This window comes from Halomonas urumqiensis (assembly GCF_003028575.1).
Classification (GTDB): Bacteria; Pseudomonadota; Gammaproteobacteria; order Pseudomonadales; family Halomonadaceae; genus Halomonas; species Halomonas urumqiensis.
In genome coordinates, this window is the sequence record NZ_PYUD01000003.1 from 120136 (window position 1) to 139283 (window position 19148).

Sequence of the window (19148 nt, forward strand, 5' to 3'; positions counted from 1 at the left end):
ACGGCGTAGAAGGGGGGAGGAGACGGCAATCAGGCGCTCGTGCCGTCTCCCTGAATGCGCGAGAGCAGGTCGGCGGCCAGTGCCACGGCCTCGTCGCGACGGCGGATGTTCTGCTTCTGGTAGAGGCTTCGGATGTGGGTCTTGACCGTGGTCGGAGCCACCGCCAGCTGCTCGGCGATCTGCTCGTTGGAGAGCCCGGCATGGATCAGCCCGAGGATCTGCCACTCACGCCGGGTCAGTGGCGAGACTCGGATCAACTCGGGCACATCACTGCGCGAGACGATATCGGCAATCACCGAGTCATCGAGCATCAAGCGCACGGCGCTGGTGAAGTCGCGGGCGCGCTTGGCAAGCCCCTGCAGGCGTTCGACATGTCGCCGCGCCAGTTCCTCGAGTTCGCCGCGCTCGAGAAGTAGATCAAGCATCTCGGGCAGCGCCGACCCCAGGCGCAGAAAGCTGCCGGAAAGCGCCGTGCGGGTGGCAAGCCTAAGCGCCTCATGCAGGTGATCCGGTGCCGTCTCGCGATCCTCGCGTTGCCAGGCCAGTGCCGCCAGGCACAGTCGGTTGCGATTGGCGTCGGTGACAAGCCCAAGCCGTGCCGTCTGGACCTCCAGCGCCTCGAGTAGCGCCTGCGCCTCGTCGAAGCGGCCAAGCAGGGTCAACGCCCGAGCGCGGTTGCGCAGATTGCACTGGGCGAAATGATTGGTGGCGGTCGCCGGATCACCGGGCGGTGCTTCCAGTAACCAGCGCGATACGGCATCCAGGTCGCCATTGGCCTGCCACCAGGCCAGCAGGGTGGCATGGGCATTGGCCTGCCAGTCGATGTGATAGTCGCCCTCGGCGAGTATCTTGCGCATCCGCCGCACGTGGTCGGCGCATTGGGCCTGGTCGCCCCGCGACAGCGCCACCTTGGCGAGGCTGACATGGCACTGCAGGGTCCAGCGCTCGCCCTGGGCATCGAGCACGGCGATGCCACTCAGGGCGGCCTGTTCCGACTCCTCCAGGCGCTGCCACTCCCACAGCACCTGGCTGCGGATACGATAGAGGAATTCCGAGACCGGCAGGCGGTCGAGGCCGCTGCGCTCGATATGGGCGAGTGCCCGCTCCTGAACATCGAAAGCCGCCTGCAACCGGCCCTGGGCCACCAGGGTTTCCGACTGATGGCAGAGCGCCCAGAGCCGCAGCTGGTCATCCTCGATGCGGAGCGCCTCGCGCTCGACGTCGGCGATTCGAGCCAACGACTCTTCCAGATACCCCTGCACGAAGCGCGCCTCGGCGAGAATCGCCGCCGCCGAGGCCGGCGTGGCCGACAGATAGCGCGCCGGCAGCGTCAAGGCGCGTTCGGCCAGTGGCGCGGCGCGCTCCGCGTCACCCTGGTTGATCGCCAACTGGGCGCGCAGGGTGGCGAATTCGGCGGCCAGCGCCTGCCAGGCGGGGTCGTCGAGCTGCGCCTCGATCCACTCGATGGCGCGTCGCGTGCGGTCGAACTGGTACTGCGCGTGGGTGACCCAGCCGTACACCAGAGTGAGCTTCGGCGAGGCGACGATGCGTGTCTCACCCAGGTGTGCGAAGGCACGCGCCAGCAACGCGAAGTGTCCATTGGCCAACAGATAGGGCCCTTCGTCCTCGATCAGCGCGCGTAGCGCCTCGGGGTCTCCGGCCTCGATCAACTGGTCGAGCGAGCGCGAAGGCTCGCCAAGCGAGCGCCAGGCATCGCTTGCCCTCTGGTGCAGGGCGCGCTGGCTTGCCAGGCTCAGTTCCTGCCTTCGAAAGCGCAGGTACTGATCGAACAGCCGGTGGAAGTGGAACCACTGCTCGTGAGGGTCGTCACGTTCGAGAAACAGCCCGGCACGCTCCAGCGATTCAAGACGCTGCGACACCCCTTCGCTGTCGAGGAGCTGCGCCACCAAAGGCGGCGTAAAGCGCTCGAGCACGCCCAATTGCAGCAGCCAGCGACGCTCCGTCGGGTCCAGTGTCTCGGCGAGCAGGTCGTCGAACCAGGCCACGAAATCGGGATGCGCGCCGTTGAGCCGCTCCAGCAGGTTGTCGAAGCCGGCCCGCGTAGTGGTGCGGGCGATCAACCAGTCGAGTGCCATCGCCCAGCCACCCGTGCGGCGCAGGGCCCGCTCCAGGCTGACCCGCGCCGGCGGGAAGCTCAACTGCTCGGCGCACAGCGTCTGGGCCTCCTCCAGGTCGAAGGCCAGCTCCGCCATGCCGATCTCCTCCAGCTCACCGCGCAGGCGCAGCCGGGCAAGGCCGAGCATCGGCCGCGTACGAGAGATCAGCGTCAGGGTCAGCCAACTCGGCTGATGGCGCAGCCAGATCGCCAGTGCAGCGAGAATATCCGGGTGAGCGATGTGCTCGAACTCGTCGAGCACCAGCCGCCCGGGCTCGCCGCGCTCGGGCAGCTCGGCCAACCAGCGCTCCATGCGGTCGGCGAGCGGCAGGCTGCTCTCCTCCACCGGCAGCTCTCGTCCGCAAGCCTTTTCGAGCAGGGTATGGAAGTAGTCGCCGAAGCGTTCGGGGGCATCGTCACGCCGGTCGAGCTTGAGCCAGGCCGCCGGCTGTTCCAGGGCCGGCAGCCGCTCGGCTGCCAGGGTCGTCTTGCCGTAGCCGGGTGGCGCCTGGATGACCAGCAGGCGCACCCGCTCGTCGAGAATGAAATGATCATTGAGCCGCCCGCGCGCCACCAGGGAAAGCGGCAAGGCGGGCGGAGCAAGCTTATCGTGAATCAGGGTCATCGGGGGCTCCCTGGCGAAGACGGCTTGGCACGATGGGTCGATCTTACCGGTAGGCGAGCCGCAACTGCACATGATAGTGACCTGACGGCGATCATCGGGCTTGACGAATCTGTGCAAGCCGAGCCAGAAAAAGCCCGCGGCGAAGTCGCCACGGGCAAGGATCGAGTCGTTGCGGTCCAGGCAACGCGCCAGTCGAACCGCCCCCATCACATGGGGGCGCGAATCAGAACCAGACTTCTGTCTGCACCCCGAAGCTCCACTGACCGCCGGTGAACCCTTCGGTACCGAAGGCATCGTCGGCGCTGAAGCGGTTGAGCTCACGATCCCAGTCGGTGTAGGAGGCGAAGGCACGGATTTCCGGACGCTGCCAGAAGCCGCCCACCTGCGGTTTGAAGGTCGGCGCGATGGTGAACTTGCCGAAGTTGCCGCTGACCGCGTTGCCACCCGGGCCCTGGTCGAGATCCATGTACTGGTAGCTGGCCTCGTACTGCATCTCGAAGTTCTCGGTGATCTCGTTGGCCAGGCGCGCACTCAGGGTCGCCCAGTCGAAGCGGTCGCCCTCGCTGAAGCGATCTTCGCTGGTTTCGGCGAGCAGCGCCGGGGCGATGCGCCACTTGGGCGCCAGGTAGGTGGTGCCGTAGATGCCCAGACGCGTGCTCTGGGCGTCGTCGGTCAGGTCACCGTTGCTGCCGATGCCCTTGACCTCGGCACCGAGGCCCTGGCCGTGCAGCAGCGCCACCTTGTAGTTGCCTTCGCCGGCACCGAAGAAGCTGTCGCCATGGTAGGCCACCATGGTGTGGAAGCCGCTGTCGGCGGCATCCTGGCCGGCGCCGATGTCGCGCTCGTCGTTGTCGGCGGCGGACAGACCACTGACCATCCACTGCCAGTTACCGAAGTAATTGTTGGCGGTCAGGGTCAGACTGTCGGTATCGCCGGTGAGGTCCGGGTTCTCGCGATCCACCGGGTACTCGCTGAAGCTGCGGCCGTAGAGCGAGAAGTTGGACTTCCAGTTGTCGGCCAGTTGCACGTCGTAGATACCGGCGCCGGTACCGGCCAGGAACACGAAGTCGGTGTCGAGCCAGTGAATATCGAAGTTGTCGCGGTCGAAACGCTTGCCGGCCCAGATAGATGCGTTCTCGAAGGCACCGGTGAAGCTCGGCAGATCGCTGAACTCGGCGTAGACCTGGCGCACGTTGAGGTTCGACTCGTCGGCGGTCCAGTCGTTGCTGGTGCTGACACTGTCGGCGATCATCGTGCGGTAGTGGGCCTTGGCGCCATTATCGAACTGCATGCGGTAGTTGAGGATCGCCTCGGCGTAGGTGTCACCCTCGTTGCCCAGACGGCCCACCGCGCCACCGAAACCGCCGGCCGGCGTGATGTAGGGGCCACCGGCGATGCTCTTGCGGTCCTCGCCCAGCAACAGGCCCGAACGCGCATAGACGTTGAAGGAGAAGCCCTCTTCGCCGCTGGCCTGACGCTCGACCTTGGCCAGACGCTCCTCGACCTCATCGGCCGACAGACGCCCCTCGGCTTCGGCTTCGGCGATCTCGGCACGCTGCTCGGCGGCGTTGGCGCGCTGCTCGGCGGCGACGATGCGCGCCTCCAGATCGGCGAGGCGCTGTTCGAGCGCCTGGCTATCGGCCATGGCCGTGCCGGCGATGGACATCCCCGCCGCGGCGATGGCGATGGCAAGTGGCGTCTTGAAGGTGGCTGAATTCATGATTATTCATCCCTTGTTATTGGAAGGTGTTCGACCCACCAGGTCGAGACCGGAGAACGCCGACGTAGCACCTGCCGCCTGGCTGTATCGTTTAAGTCCATCGACAAAAACCGTCGACAAAGACCATCGACAAAGACCGTCGGCGCGGCACTTCCCGCCAGCAGGCTGGGCACTCGAGTGAAACTTAATCGTTTAAGTTTATTTGCTCAATGTCTGGCAGGCGAATTTAGACCAATGTCTAAAGTCATGACGGGGAACTCTCTTCGCATGATGTAAAGCAGCATAATCATTAGCCTGCACAGTCAGCAGATGCTTGCCTCTCACGCGCCTGGCGACACCCTAGCTACGACAAAAGTCTAGGTTGATGGGTGGATACCCATGGTCTTTACTAGCGACACGATCTTAATCGTTTAAGAGCGAGATTGATCACCTCACCAATTCCACGCCCGCAACGCTCGATCATTCATTCACGACGCGCCGTTCACAACACGCGATCTACAACAAGAAGTCGACGAGGAACATGCCATGCTCAAGAAGCCACTGATCACCGCCATCGCCCTGAGCTCCGCCGCCTTTGCCGGGGCAAGCCAGGCCGAGGCCGCTGAACTGACCATTTCCTGTGGCGCCGTGGGTGCCGAACTGACGCTCTGTGAAGAAGGCGTACGCGCCTGGGAGGAGCAGACCGGCCACAGCGTCGATATCGTCTCCACACCCAACTCCTCCACCGAACGCCTGTCGCTCTACCAGCAGATCCTTTCCGCCAACTCCTCCGACATCGACGTCATGCAGATCGACGTGGTGTGGCCGGGCCTGCTCGCCACCCACCTGCTCGACCTTGGCGAGGCACTGGGCGAGGATGCCGCCGACGGGCACTTCCCGGCCATCGTCGAAAACAACACCGTGGATGAGCGCCTTGTCGCCATGCCGTGGTTCACCGACGCGGGCGTGCTCTACTACCGCAAGGACCTGCTGGAAGCGTATGGCCATGAGGCACCCGAGACCTGGCAGGAGCTCACCGAGATCGCCCGTGAGATCCAGAACGCCGAACGCGAGGCCGGCAATGACAGCATGCATGGCTTCGTGTTTCAGGGGCGTGCCTACGAGGGCCTGACCTGTAACGCTCTGGAGTGGGTGGCAAGCCACGGTGGCGGCAACCTGGTCGAGAGCGACGGCGAGATCAGTATCAACAACACGCAGGCCGCCGCGGCACTCGACCTGGCCGCCAGCTGGATCGGCGACATCACACCGGGAGGCGCACTGAACTACACCGAGGAAGAGGCCCGCGGGATCTTCCAGAGCGGCAATGCGGTGTTCATGCGCAACTGGCCCTATGCCTGGGCACTGGCCCAGAGCGAGGGCAGCGATGTGCGCGACAAGGTGGGCGTGGTCAAGCTGCCGTCCAGCGGCGAAAACCAAAGCGCCGCGACGCTGGGTGGCTGGAACCTGGCGGTATCGCGTTACAGCGAACACCCCGAGGAAGCCGCCGAGCTGGTGGCCTTCCTGACCGGTCAGGAAGAGCAGAAGCGTCGCGCCATCGCCGGTGCCTACAACCCGACCCTGGAAGCGCTGTACCAGGACGATGAAGTGCTCGAGGCGGTGCCATTCTTCGGCGAGCTCTACGACACCTTCGTCAATGCCGTGGCACGCCCCTCCGCAGTGACCGGCGATGCCTACGGTCGCGTCAGCAACGCTTTTTTCAGCACCAGCCACGATGTGCTCTCCGGCAACAAGACCGGCGAACAGGCCGTCGCCGATCTGGAGCGTGAACTGTCGCGCGTCAAGCGTCGCAACTGGTAACCCGAGGGCCAACTCATGACCTCTACCGTCAACGACAGCGCGCCCACCGGGGCGCGTTCTCCCGCCAGGCAGTACCGCAGCACCAAGGTACGCCGCCAACGGGTCCGGGCCGCCTGGACCTTCCTTGCACCGATGCTGGTGGTACTGGCCCTGGTGGCCGGCTGGCCGCTGGTGCGGACCTTTTACTTCAGCTTCACCGATGCGTCGCTGTCGGACACGGCCGGTGCTGTCTTCATTGGCCTGGAAAACTACCTGGTCTATGACAGCGGCCAGTGGTACGGCGTGCTCGCCGACCCGGTCTGGTGGGGGTCGGTATGGAATACCGCCTATTTCGCCGTGGTGTCGGTGTCTCTCGAGGTAGTCTTCGGCGTCATCGTCGCGCTGATTCTCAACGCCGAGTTCAAGGGCCGCACCCTGGTACGCGCCGCGGTGCTGATTCCCTGGGCGATTCCGACCATCGTCTCGGCGCAGATGTGGGCGTGGATGCTCAACGACCAGTTCGGCATCATCAACGAGTTGTTGATGGCCCTGGGCATCATCTCCTCCCCCATCGCCTGGACCGCCGATGCCAGTTACTCGATGTGGGCGGTGATCATGGTCGATGTCTGGAAGACCACTCCCTTCGTCGCCCTGCTGGCGCTCGCCGCGCTGCAGATGCTGCCCAAGGACTGCTACGAGGCGGCCGAGGTCGACGGCATCCACCCGGTGCGCGTGTTCTTCAAGGTAACCCTGCCACTGATCACCCCGGCGCTGATGGTGGCGGTGATCTTCCGTCTGCTCGACGCGCTGCGGGTCTTCGATGTGATCTATGTACTGACCTCGAATTCCACCAGCACCATGTCGATGTCGATCTATGCCCGCCAACAGCTCGTCGAATTCCAGGACGTCGGCTACGGCAGCGCGGCCTCGACCCTGCTGTTTTTGATCATTGCGCTGGCGACCATCGCCTATCTCTACCTGGGCCGCAATCGCCTGCAGCTGGGAGGTGAATGATGACCTCACGTCAATTTTCCAAGCTCGCCACCCGAGTCGGCTTCTGGTGCCTGGTCGCCGTGGTCGTGGTGATATCAGTGTTCCCGTTCTATTACGCGGTGATCACCTCCTTCAAACCCTCCAGTGAGCTGTTCCGCGTCGAGTTGTGGCCCTCGCAGGCCGATCTGTCCAACTATATACAGGTGTTTTCTCAGTCGAGCTTCATCAAGGCGATCTTCAATTCCGTACTGATTGCCACCAGTGTGGTATTCATCGCCCTGCTGTTCGGAATCACCGCCTCCTACGCCCTGGGCCGGGTGCGCTTTCGTGGCCGCTCCACCGTGCTGCTGGTGATCCTCGGGGTTTCGATGTTCCCCCAGGTGGCGGTGCTTTCCGGCCTGTTCGAGGTCATCCGCGGGTTGAACCTCTACAACAACCCGCTGGGCCTGATCTTGAGCTACACCATCTTCACCCTGCCGTTCACGGTCTGGGTGCTGACCACCTTCATGAAGCAGTTGCCCATGGAACTCGAGGAGGCGGCGATCATGGACGGCGCCACGCCATGGGTCACCATTACCCGGGTGTTCCTGCCGCTGATGTGGCCGGCCATGGCCACCACCGGCCTGCTGGCATTCATCGCCGCCTGGAACGAGTTCCTGTTCGCGCTGACCTTCACCCTCACCGACGACCAGCGCACGGTGCCAGTCGCCATCGCCCTGCTCTCGGGGGGCAGCGCCTACGAGTTGCCCTGGGGGCCGATCATGGCCGCGTCGGTCATCGTGACGGTGCCATTGGTGGTGCTGGTGATCATCTTCCAACGCCGTATCGTTTCGGGCCTTACCGCTGGCGCGGTCAAGGGCTGAATTCCATGTCCTCGACGGAACCCACTATGCAAGACACGACCTCCTGGTGGCGCGGTGGCGTCATTTACCAGATCTACCCGCGCAGCTTCATGGATGCCAACGGGGATGGCATCGGTGACCTGAAGGGTGTCATCGACAAGCTCGACTATGTGGCGAGTCTCAATGTCGATGGTATCTGGCTGTCGCCGTTCTTTACGTCTCCCATGCTCGATTTCGGCTATGACGTCAGCGACTATCGCGACGTCGATCCGATGTTCGGCACGCTGGCGGATTTCAAGGATCTGCTGGCGCGTGCCCACCAGCTCGGCTTGAAGGTGATGATCGACCAGGTGATCAGCCATACGTCGGAGCAGCATCCGTGGTTCCAGGAGAGCCGCCAGGATCGCACCAACCCTCGCGCCGAGTGGTTCGTGTGGGCCGATCCAAAGCCCGATGGCACACCACCCAACAACTGGCTGTCGATCTTCGGCGGTTCGGCATGGACCTTCGACTCGCGGCGTCGCCAGTACTACCTGCACAACTTCCTGAAAAGCCAGCCGGACGTAAATTTTCACAACCCCGAAGCTCGTCAGGCACAGCTCGACAACATGCGCTTCTGGCTGGAACTGGGGGTCGATGGATTCCGCCTTGATACCGTCAACTTCTACTTTCATGACGCGCAGTTGAGAGACAACCCGCCGGTACCGGCAGGCGAGGCCAAGACCCTGGGTGCACCGGATGCCAATCCGTACACCTGGCAACGCCATGTCTATGACATCAGCCGCCCCGAGAACCTCGATTTCCTGAGGGACCTGCGTGCCCTGATGGACGAATTTCCCGGCACCACCACGGTGGGCGAGATCGGCGATGACAGCCCCCTCGAGCGCATGGCCGAATACACCGCCGGTGGCGACAAGCTGCACATGGCCTACACCTTCGACCTGCTCAACATGCCCCACTCGGCGGAGTATATCCGCGCGGTGATCGAGCGATTCCAGCGTCTGGCCGGGGACGCCTGGCCATGCTGGGCAACGTCCAACCACGACGTGGAGCGCAGCGCCAGCCGCTGGGGCGCCCGGGAAGATCCTCTGGCCTACCCCAAGGTGATGCTGGCCATGCTGTTTTCACTGCGCGGCAGCGTATGCCTTTACCAGGGTGAAGAGCTGGGGTTGCATGAGGCCGAGGTGCCCTACGAGCGCATCCAGGACCCCTATGGCAAGGTGCTGTGGCCGGATTTCAAGGGCCGTGACGGCTGCCGCACGCCAATGCCGTGGACGCCCGGCCCACAAGCCGGCTTTTCGACGGTGGAACCATGGTTGCCGGTGGAACCGCGCCATCTAACGCTCTCGGTGGAACACCAGGAGCAGGACGCCGACTCGGTACTCAATGCCACACGGCGACTGCTCGCCTTTCGCACCGCCCATGCGCCGCTTTACGACGGTGAGCTGACCCTCGTCGACGTTGGCCACGAGCTGCTTGGCCTAATGCGCGAAAAGCATGGCGAACGCATCCTGTGCGTGTTCAACCTGACCAGCGCCACCCGCGCGACACGCCTACCTGTCACTGGTTGCCAAGCCCTCGAGGGGCATGGTTTCGAGTACCAGTTCGATGGTGAAACCCTGATCCTGCCGCCCTACCAGGCCGCCTTTTTCACGGCGCCCTGAGAACACGACCCACAACAACACACCGGCACACTTCGAGTGCAAGGCCGGAAAGGAGTCAAGCAATGGCAAGCGTCACTCTCGAAAAGATCAACAAGGTTTTCGGTCACGACCACATCATCAAGGACGTGGACCTCAACATCGGCGACGGCGAATTCGTGGTGTTCGTTGGTCCGTCCGGCTGTGGCAAGTCGACCCTGCTGCGACTGATCGCCGGCCTCGAATCGATCAGCGACGGCGACATGCGCATCGGCGAGACCGTGGTCAACGAATTGCCACCGCGCGAGCGTGGCGTGGGCATGGTGTTCCAGTCCTACGCCCTCTATCCGCACATGACGGTCTACGAGAACATGGCCTTCGGCCTCAAGCTCGCCAAGACCGCCAAGGAAACCGTCGACGAGCGGGTGATGGATACCGCCCGCATCCTGCAGCTCGAGGAGTTGCTGCATCGCAAACCCAAGGCGCTTTCCGGTGGCCAGCGCCAGCGCGTGGCCATGGGCCGTGCCATGGCGCGCGAGCCACGCATCCTGCTGTTCGATGAGCCACTTTCCAACCTCGATGCCTCGCTGCGCGTGCAGATGCGCAACGAGATCGCGCGCCTGCACGATCGCCTGGGATCGACCATGATCTACGTCACCCACGACCAGGTCGAGGCGATGACGCTGGCCGACAAGATCGTGGTGCTCAACGCCGGCCGCATCGAGCAGGTGGGTAGTCCTCAGGAGCTCTACCAGCGCCCGGCAACCAAGTTCGTCGCCGGCTTCATCGGCTCGCCGACCATGAACTTCATTCCCGCCCGGCTTGCCAACCACGCCGACGAGGGTTGCCAGGTCGACGTCGAGGGCATCGGCGGCATCACCCTGCCCCAGGATGCCGGCCACCATGCACAGGGTGATGCCCTGACCATCGGCGTGCGTCCCGAGCACCTCACGCTCACCGAGGCCACCGCCGACAACCGCTTCGAGATCGTCAATGTCGAATACCTGGGCAACGAGGTCTATGTCTACCTCGAGCCCAAATCCGGCGAGACCCTGCTGATTCACCGCAGCGAAGCCCCCAGCCAATGGAAGGTGGGCCAGCAGGTAGCGCTCGCCCCCGACCCGGAGCACGTCCACCTCTTCGATGACAAGGACCGGGCGCTGACGGTCAAGGGGGCGCGTCAGGCCGCATGAGGTGAGGCGACGGAGGGTATTTCCCCCTCCGTCGCCCTGAGGCTGTTTCCTGGGGCTGTTACCTGCGGCATACCATCACATTGACAAACTTTGATACTCTCGGGGGTTATGCTAGTCTGCTAACTTAATCGTTCCAGACCCCATCCTCTCGCAGCCGAGGCTCCCGTGCCAGCCAACCGACGTACCACATTGAAGGACCTGGCACGCGAACTCGGGGTCTCCACCGCGACAATCTCCAATGCCTTCAACCGGCCCGACCAATTGTCGCCTGCATTGCGTGAACGCATTCTCGGCACTGCCAAGCGACTCGGCTATGGCGGACCCGATGCCAAGGCGCGCAGCCTGCGTACCGGGCGCTCACGAATCATCGCGGTGATACTTGCCGAAAGCCTGACCTACAGCCTGAACGATGCCGTGGCCAGCGAGTTCCTGTCGGGCGTCGCCGAAGTGCTGGACAACCGCGGGCACACCCTGCTGCTGCTCTCGTCGCGACAGACCCAGGCACAGATTCCCGGCTCCGCCAGCATGGCCGATGGCTTCATCGTCTATGGCCTGATTCCTTCGCTGGCGCTGCTCGAGAGCCTGCCATCGCAATCGCCGCTGGTGTCGGTGGACTTCGACATCGCCGGGCGCCCCACCGTCCACGTCGACAACGAGGCGGCCTGCCACGCCATCGCCGCTCATGCGCTGCGCACCCCGGCCAAGCGTCCTGGGATCATCAACCTGCGCCTGACCGCCACGCCTCTCAATGGTCGCATCTCAAGTGACCATCGCCTGTTGCCGCCCGAGCGAACCATCACCCGCTCGCGACTCAGCGGGTTTCATCGTGCGTTGGGTGAGGCCGGCGTAGACACCGAACAGGTGCCGATGTGGAACATCGAAGAGAATACCTTCGAGGTTTGCGCGCCGGTGATCAGCGAGATCCTCGATCTGCCCGCGTCCGAGCGGCCCGACCTGCTGCTGTGCATGTCCGACCGTATCGCCCTGACCGTGGTGACCATGGCCGAACAGCGCGGCCTGCGTATTCCGGAGGATCTGCGCATTACCGGTTTCGACGGCATCGCCGAAGGGCAGTACCGCGCCCCACGCCTGACCACCGTGCGCCAGAATAGTGTCGAGAAGGGCCGCATCGCCGCCCGCATCATTCTCGGCCTCGCTCCAGCCGAACCGAGCCTGCTGGCCACCGAGCTGCTGATCGCCGACAGCTGTCCCTGAGCCGCACCACTCGCCATTCACGACTCGCTCACCATCCCTCCTCCGCCCTCCGAGAACACCCCCTACGCCCCGGCGATACGCCACCCCTACGCCCCCCAGGGATGAGGTCACCCACTGCTGGATTGGCGAGTCTGGAGGTCGACTTCCCGGACCCGGCAACCGCTGTCCGGGGCGGTACAACAACAACCGGAGGTGAGACCCATGACCCCGACACGCCAACGCATGCTTTCCCCCTTGCTCGGCGCCATGCTGGCCAGCGGCCTGGCCCTGCCCGCCATGGCCTTCGACGATGACACGCTGACCATCTGGATGGGCGACAACAAGGGGCCCGAGGGCATCCGCGAGGTCGCCGAGCAGTTCACCGCCGACACCGGCATCGAGATCGAGATCATCACGCCCGACAATCTCACTGACCGTTTCCAGCAGGCCGCCGGCAGCGGCCAGGGCCCCGACATCGTGATCTGGGCCCACGACCGCATGGGTGAATGGGCCCAGAGCGGGTTGCTCGAATCAGTCTCGCCCGCCGACGATTTCCGTGCCCGCTACTTCGACTTCACCTGGGAAGCCACCCTGTGGAACGGCGAGACCTACGGCTATCCGATCTCGGTGGAGTCGCTGGGCCTGATCTACAACAAGGCCATCGTCGAGGAGGCGCCGGAGAGCTTTGCCGAGTTGATCGCGCTGGATGCCGAGCTTGTGAAGGAGGGCAAGAAGGCGATCCTGTTCGACTACAGCGAACCCTACTACGGCTGGCCGCTGCTGGCGGCCAACGGCGGCTACCCGTTCAAGCAGACCGCCAACGGGTTCGACGTGGAGGATATCGGCGTCAACAACGCCGGCGCGCTGCAGGGAGCCGAGTTGCTTGCCGAGTTGATCGAAAGCGAGGTCATCCCGCCCGGCACCGATTACAGCATCTCGGATACCCGTTTCAACCGCGGTGAAGTGGCCACCATGATCAGCGGCCCCTGGGCGTGGAACAACCTGGAGCAGAGTGGCATCGACTATGGCGTCGCCCTGCTGCCCAAGGTGGGCGAGAAGCGCGCCAGGCCGATGTTCGGCGTGATGACGGCGATGATCAATTCGGCCACTCCCAATGGCTTCCTGGCCACCGAGTTCATCGAGAATTACCTGGTCAGCGAAGCGGGGCTGCGCACCTTCAACAGCGACGGCTCGCTGGGCGCCGTGGCCCACCAGGCCTACCAGGCAGACCTGGAAAGCGACCCCAATATCGCCGCCACCCTCGCCAACGCCGAGGTCGGCATGCCGATGCCCAACATTCCCGAGATGGGGGCCTTCTGGGCCGCCATGGAACCGGCGTTGCAGAATATCGCCAGTGGCCGCCAGTCCCCACAGGACGCACTCGACGCCGCGGCTCGTCGCATGGGCCAATAAGCGCCCTCGAATGCACCCGGCCGACGGCACTGAGTCGTCGGCCACCTTCGCAGGACACCTCACATGTACACCACCAACGCCTCCCGAGGCCTGCCGCGTCATCGCTCACGTCATCTCAGGGAACGCTATACGCGCTGGGCCGCACGCGCCCTGGTCGCCGCCCTGGTGCTGGCCTTGATGTGGTTGGTCATCGCCTTCCACCTCAATGGCCAGTGGATGTTCTCGCTGCTGTTCCTGGTGCTTGGCAGCGCACTTGCCGTGGTCTTCACCCGCCGCTCACTGATGAGCCACCGCTATATTTTCCCGGCAGTGGCGGGGCTCGGGGTCTTCGTGATCTTTCCGCTGCTATATACCATCGGCATCAGCTTCAGCAACTACAGCTCCGAGAACCTGCTCAGCGAGGAGCGTGTACGCGCCCAGTTCCTGAACCAGACCTATCAGGCCGAGGGCCAGGCGTTCGACTTCACGCTCTATCGCGACGGCGAGCGAGTCAGGCTCTATCTCGAGGCAGAGCGCGGTGAGCTGGATGCGGAACTCGAGGGGCAACATCAATTGCTGTCCGCTCCCCTCTCGTTGACAGCCGATGAGCCGGCGCGCCGATTGACCGTCGAGCCGGTGGCGTCGCCACCCTCGGGGGAGCCCTTGGCGATGCGCGAGGTGATCGCCAATCGTGCGCTCATGCAGGCACTGACCCTGGAGACTCCCGATGGGACTGAGCTGAGCATGGCGGGGCTGCGCAGCTTTGCGCCGATGCTGCCGCGCTTTGTAGAGAATGCCGATGGCAGCCTCACCGACCTGCGCAACGGGGGCACCCTCACGCCGGATCACCAGACCGGCTTTTTCGTCACCGAGGAAGGCGAGCGCCTCACCCCGGGCTGGCCCGTCGCGGTGGGGCTGGACAACTACACGCGGATATTTACCGACCCCGACATCCGCGGGCCCTTCCTGCAGATATTTGTCTGGACCTTCGTGTTCGCCGGCCTGACCGTGGCCTTCACACTGGCGGTGGGCTTCGTGCTGGCCTCGCTGCTGCAGTGGGACCAACTGCGTGGCAAGGCGATCTACCGTACGCTGCTGATCCTGCCCTATGCGGTGCCGGCCTTCATCTCGATCCTGATCTTCAAGGGCATGTTCAATCAGAACAATGGCGAGATAAACCTGATCCTCGAGGGCTTGTTCGGCATCAGTCCCGACTGGTTCACCGACCCGACCCTGGCGCGCAGCATGCTGCTGATGGTCAATACCTGGCTCGGTTACCCCTACATGCTGTTGCTGTGCATGGGTCTGATCCAGTCGATTCCCCGCGATCTCTATGAGGCTTCGGCAGTGGACGGCGGCGGCCCCGTCACCAACCTGTTCACCATCACCCTGCCATTGATCCTCAAGCCATTGACCCCGCTGCTGATTGCGGCCTTTGCCTTCAACTTCAACAACTTCGTGCTGATCGCTCTGCTCACTGGCGGTAGCCCCGACATTCTCGGCGCCAGCACGCCGGCGGGTACCACCGACTTGCTGGTCAGCTACACCTACCGCATCGCCTTCCAGGATGCCGGCCAGCAGTTTGGCCTGGCGGCGGCCATCGCCACGTTGATCTTCCTGCTGGTGGTCGGCCTGTCGTGGCTCAACCTGCGGCTTTCCAAGGTTCAGGTCTAGGAGGACTCCCCATGGCCATGGTTCAACCCCGTTCGATTCGCGCGCGCAAGCTGGGCGCACATGTTGCCCTGCTTGGCTTCGTGTCACTGGTGGTCTTCCCGCTGCTGCTGGTGATCTCGATCTCGTTTCGCGAGGGCAACTTCGCCAGCGGCAGCCTGATCCCCGAGCGTTTCTCGCTCGAGCACTGGGCGCTGGCCTTCGGTATTCCCTGGGAACGCCCGGACGGCAGCGTGATCCAGCCGCCCTTCCCGGTCATGCTCTGGCTGTGGAACTCGATCAAGGTGGCGGTGGTGTCGTCGGTGATGATCCTGGCGCTCTCCACCACCAGCGCCTACGCCTTCGCGCGCATGCGCTTCAAGGGCAAGGCGCCGATCCTCAAGGGTATGCTGATCTTCCAGATGTTCCCCGCGGTGCTCTCGCTGGTGGCGCTCTATGCGCTGTTCGACCGCCTGGGGCAACTGGTGCCCTGGCTTGGCATCAACACCCATGGCGCGTTGATCGTGGCCTCGCTTGGTGCGGTGGCGCTGCACATCTGGACCATCAAGGGCTACTTCGAATCCATCGACGGTTCGCTGGAGGAAGCCGCCATGGTCGATGGTGCCAGCACCTGGCAGGCCTTCCGGCATATTCTGCTGCCACTGTCGGTACCCATCCTGATGGTGGTGTTCATCCTCGCCTTCATCATGTCGATCATGGAGTACCCCATGGCCTCGGTGCTGCTGCTCGACCAGGACAAGCTGACGCTGGCGGTCGGCGCGCAACAGTACCTGGCCGAGCACAATCAGCGCTGGGGCGACTTCGCCGCCGCCGCCGTGCTCTCGGGCCTGCCGATCACCCTGGCCTTCCTGCTCTGCCAGCGCTGGATCGTCGGTGGCCTGACCGCCGGCGGCGTCAAGGGCTAACGCCTCCCGCCTAGAATCATCATCGTGTTTCCTCGTATTGGGCAAGACGCTGCCCGCCCCCGGCCACGGGCCGGGGATTTTCTCGTTGTTTGACGTAGACAAAAAACGACGCCTCGGCCATGTCAGGGCCGAGGCGTCGTATCGGGTTCACGGGGTATCAAGCCCGGGAATGGCGATCAACGCAGCAGCAGTACCGGCACGCTGGCGCGCCGCAGCATCGACGTAGTGGTGCTGCCGACCAGCAGGTGGCGAATCCGCGAATGGCCGTAGGCGCCCATGATCAGAAGATCGATGGCATGATCACCCTGGTAGGTGCGCAAGGTCTCCTCGACCTCACCGGCACGGATCGCCCCTTCGGCCTCATGCCCGGCATCACGCAGGGTCTTGAGCGCCCATTCGAGCTGCGAGCGGTTGTCGCCGGTCTCGGCGCCGACGATCACCACATGGCAGGGAATGCCATTGAACATCGGGCTCTTGGCGACCATTTCCACGCCCTTGCGGGTTGTCTTGCTGCCATCGAAGGCGATCATCACCCGCTCGGGGGTCTTGAAGGCATCGGGCACCATCAGAATCGGCCGATGCAGGGTGCGCACCACCCGTTCGAGATTCGAGCCCAGGTGATCCGCCGACTGATGGGCCGTCTCGCCACGCTTGCCAAGGACCAGCAGGCGGATGTCATCCTGCAACTCCTCGAGGGTCTCCAGCAGGGTGCCATTGCGCTGTCGGGTGGCAGGCTCGGCAATGCCAGCCTCGATGGCGCGCTCCTTGGCCGCCTTGAGCATCAGCCTCCCCTGCTCCTGTGCCACCTTGGCGCGCTGCTCATCGAGGTGGGAGAGCTCCTCGAGCAGGTGCTCCCGAGAACCCAGGCCGATATTGCCGGAAAGGTCCGCCTCGGCGGTCTGCGGGTGGTTGTCCACCACGTGCAGGAAGGTCAGCGGCGCGGCCAGCGCCAAGCTTGCCCAGGCGGCGCAGTCGCACACGCTTGCGGAGAACTGCGAGCCGTCGATGGCGGCCATCACTTGATCTGTCATCATTAAAGTCCTGAAGCTGGCGTTTCAGGGCGGCCACCTGGGCGGCCGCCTCCCGGAGGCTTGTGACCGGGTCGGCGATAGAACAGAAAATCACCGGCCCGTCCGCGGCGTCAATGGCCGCCCATCAACTTTTCCACCGCGGCCGGGTCGTCATGGACCGCATAGCGGTCGACGATGGTGGCACTGGCCTCGTTCAGGCCGATCAGTTCCACCTCCGTGCCTTCGCGGCGGAACTTGATCACCACGCGGTCCAGGGTCTGCACGGCGGTGATGTCCCAGAAGTGGGCGCGGGACAGGTCGATGGTGACCCTCTCGACGGTTTCCTTGAAATCGAAGGCGTCGCCGAAGCGCTCGGAAGAGGCGAAGAACACCTGGCCCACCACCTTGTAGAGTCGCCCCCTCCCCTCATCGGTCTCTTCGCTGCCGATGTAGATGATGTTGCCGACCTTGTTGGCGAAGTTCATGGCGGCGATCAGCACGCCGACGAATACGCCGATGGCCAGATTGTGCGTGCCCACGGTGACCGCAACGGTAGCCACCATGACGATGTTGGTGCTCATCGGATGCTTCTTGAGATCGCGGATTGACGACCAACTGAAGGTGCCGATGGAGACCATGATCATTACCGCGACCAACGCGGCCATGGGAATCTGCGAGACCCAGTCGGCGAGAAACACCACCATCAGCAGCAGTGCGACGCCGGCGATCAGCGTCGACAGGCGGCGCCGGCCACCGGACTTGATGTTGATGACCGACTGGCCAATCATCGCGCAGCCCGCCATGCCACCGATCAGACCGGCACCGATGTTGGCAATCCCCTGGCCCTTGCACTCGCGGTTCTTGTCGCTCTTGGTATCGGTCAGGTCATCGATGATGGTGGCGGTCATCATCGACTCCAGCAGGCCGACCACGGTGAGCATCAACGAGTAAGGCAGGATGATCATCAGCGTCTCGAGGTTGAGCGGCACTTCCGGCCACAGGAACACCGGCAGGCTGTCCGGCAGCTCACCCATGTCACCGACGCTTCTGATCTCCATGCCGGTGATCAGGTAAACAGAAGTGAGTACCACGATGCACACCAGCGGCGAGGGAATCGACTTGCCGATCACCGGCACCAGCGGAAAGCCGTAGATGATGGCAAGGCCGGCCGCCGTCATTGCATACACATGCCATGTAACTCCCGTTAATTCAGGGAGTTGAGCCATGAAGATCAGGATCGCCAGGGCATTGACAAAGCCTGTCACCACCGAGCGCGACACGAAGCGCATCAGCTCGGCGAGTCTGAGGTAGCCGGCGATGATCTGCAGCACGCCGGTGAGCAGGGTCGCGGCGAGCAGGTACTCGAGTCCGTGCTCCTTGACCAGTGTGATCATCAGCAGCGCCATGGCGCCGGTCGCCGCCGAGATCATGCCCGACCGCCCGCCGGTGAAGGCGATGATCACACAGATGGCGAAGGACGCGTAGAGGCCAACCTTGGGGTCGACCCCGGCGATGATCGAGAAGGCGATGGCTTCGGGAATCAGCGCCAGCGCCACGACGATGCCCGCCAGGGTGTCGCCCTTGAGGTTCGAGAACCAGCTCAGTTTCATTTTTTCGTACATGCTGCGATCCAGTCAGGAGTGAGAGTCGGCCACCAAGCGCCAGGGGTATCGACCCTGTCTCGCCGCGGCGCTTGATGCATCGATTCCATCAAGCCTCGGCGTGGCATCCACGTCCGGGGTATGGCGAAAGCCTGGGCTTGGGGGTTGGCCAACATGTTGGACATGGGGCGTGTCAGGGGTTTGACACAGGCGCGCAGGGGCGCCGTGGACGTCAAGGGTGGTGACCACCGCGTTGGCGTCGCTTGGGAATGACGCAGCGATGCACGAGGCGCCGCTGCATCATGAAGAGGGGTGCGCTAGGGCGGCGTAACCTGCCCTGCCGGGAGAGTCATCACGAAATTCTGTCCCTTGCTCTTGTCGTTCATGCGCTCGCGAATTCGACTTTCGTTGAATAGCCGCCAGCGTACAGCGGCGAAGTCTAGCAGAGTTCACGCCGTGCTGCACCCGCG

Annotated in this window: 13 protein-coding genes; 9 read left to right on the forward strand and 4 right to left on the reverse strand. The window is 63.8% G+C overall.

From position 1 onward, the window contains the following. Positions 1–29 precede the first annotated feature (29 nt). Entirely contained in the window at positions 30–2741 is a 2712-nt protein-coding gene (malT, locus tag C6V82_RS10420; RefSeq protein ID WP_102588367.1) for an HTH-type transcriptional regulator MalT, read from the reverse strand. Positions 2742–2964: 223 nt separating this feature from the next. Further along, entirely contained in the window at positions 2965–4461 is a 1497-nt protein-coding gene (locus C6V82_RS10425) for a carbohydrate porin (RefSeq protein WP_102588262.1), read from the reverse strand. Positions 4462–4986: 525 nt separating this feature from the next. On the opposite strand from C6V82_RS10425, the gene C6V82_RS10430 reads away from it, so the two are divergent. The 9 genes from C6V82_RS10430 to malG all read left to right on the forward strand — a co-directional run bounded on the left by C6V82_RS10430 (position 4987) and on the right by malG (position 16067). Next, the gene (locus C6V82_RS10430) at positions 4987–6258 is read left to right on the forward strand and encodes an ABC transporter substrate-binding protein (protein WP_102588261.1); all 1272 of its coding nucleotides are present in this window, start codon (positions 4987–4989) and stop codon (positions 6256–6258) included. Between the two features lie 15 nt (positions 6259–6273). Beyond that, positions 6274–7251, forward strand: coding sequence for a carbohydrate ABC transporter permease (locus C6V82_RS10435; protein WP_102588260.1), 978 nt, complete (start codon positions 6274–6276; stop codon positions 7249–7251). Next, a complete protein-coding gene (locus tag C6V82_RS10440; protein WP_102588259.1) occupies positions 7251–8093 on the forward strand; it encodes a carbohydrate ABC transporter permease in 843 nt (280 codons plus the stop codon). The genes C6V82_RS10435 and C6V82_RS10440 overlap by 1 nt, the downstream gene beginning before the upstream one ends. 26 nt (positions 8094–8119) lie before the next feature. Continuing rightward, a complete protein-coding gene (locus C6V82_RS10445) occupies positions 8120–9736 on the forward strand; it encodes an alpha-glucosidase (RefSeq protein WP_102588258.1) in 1617 nt (538 codons plus the stop codon). A gap of 62 nt (positions 9737–9798) precedes the next feature. After that, entirely contained in the window at positions 9799–10905 is a 1107-nt protein-coding gene (locus C6V82_RS10450; protein WP_102588257.1) for an ABC transporter ATP-binding protein, read from the forward strand. A 165-nt stretch (positions 10906–11070) separates the two neighbouring features. Further along, entirely contained in the window at positions 11071–12120 is a 1050-nt protein-coding gene (locus C6V82_RS10455; RefSeq protein WP_102588256.1) for a LacI family DNA-binding transcriptional regulator, read from the forward strand. Between the two features lie 201 nt (positions 12121–12321). Further along, complete coding sequence (malE, locus tag C6V82_RS10460; RefSeq protein WP_219724505.1) at positions 12322–13512, forward strand: maltose/maltodextrin ABC transporter substrate-binding protein MalE; 1191 nt, start codon at positions 12322–12324, stop codon at positions 13510–13512. 63 nt (positions 13513–13575) lie between these two features. Next, positions 13576–15165 carry a maltose ABC transporter permease MalF gene (gene malF, locus C6V82_RS10465; RefSeq protein ID WP_102588255.1) on the forward strand — a complete coding sequence of 530 codons (1590 nt, stop codon included), beginning with the start codon at positions 13576–13578 and terminating at the stop codon, positions 15163–15165. Positions 15166–15176: 11 nt separating this feature from the next. Then, positions 15177–16067 (forward strand): maltose ABC transporter permease MalG, encoded by an 891-nt coding sequence (gene malG, locus C6V82_RS10470; RefSeq protein WP_102588254.1) that lies wholly within the window; start codon positions 15177–15179, stop codon positions 16065–16067. A 176-nt stretch (positions 16068–16243) separates the two neighbouring features. On the opposite strand, the gene C6V82_RS10475 is transcribed toward malG, so the two are convergent. Together C6V82_RS10475 and C6V82_RS10480 are read right to left on the reverse strand one after the other, a co-directional pair. Beyond that, the gene (locus C6V82_RS10475; RefSeq protein WP_102588253.1) at positions 16244–17098 is read right to left on the reverse strand and encodes a universal stress protein; all 855 of its coding nucleotides are present in this window, start codon (positions 17096–17098) and stop codon (positions 16244–16246) included. Between the two features lie 110 nt (positions 17099–17208). Then, a complete protein-coding gene (locus tag C6V82_RS10480) occupies positions 17209–18699 on the reverse strand; it encodes a SulP family inorganic anion transporter (protein WP_102588252.1) in 1491 nt (496 codons plus the stop codon). Positions 18700–19148 lie beyond the last annotated feature (449 nt).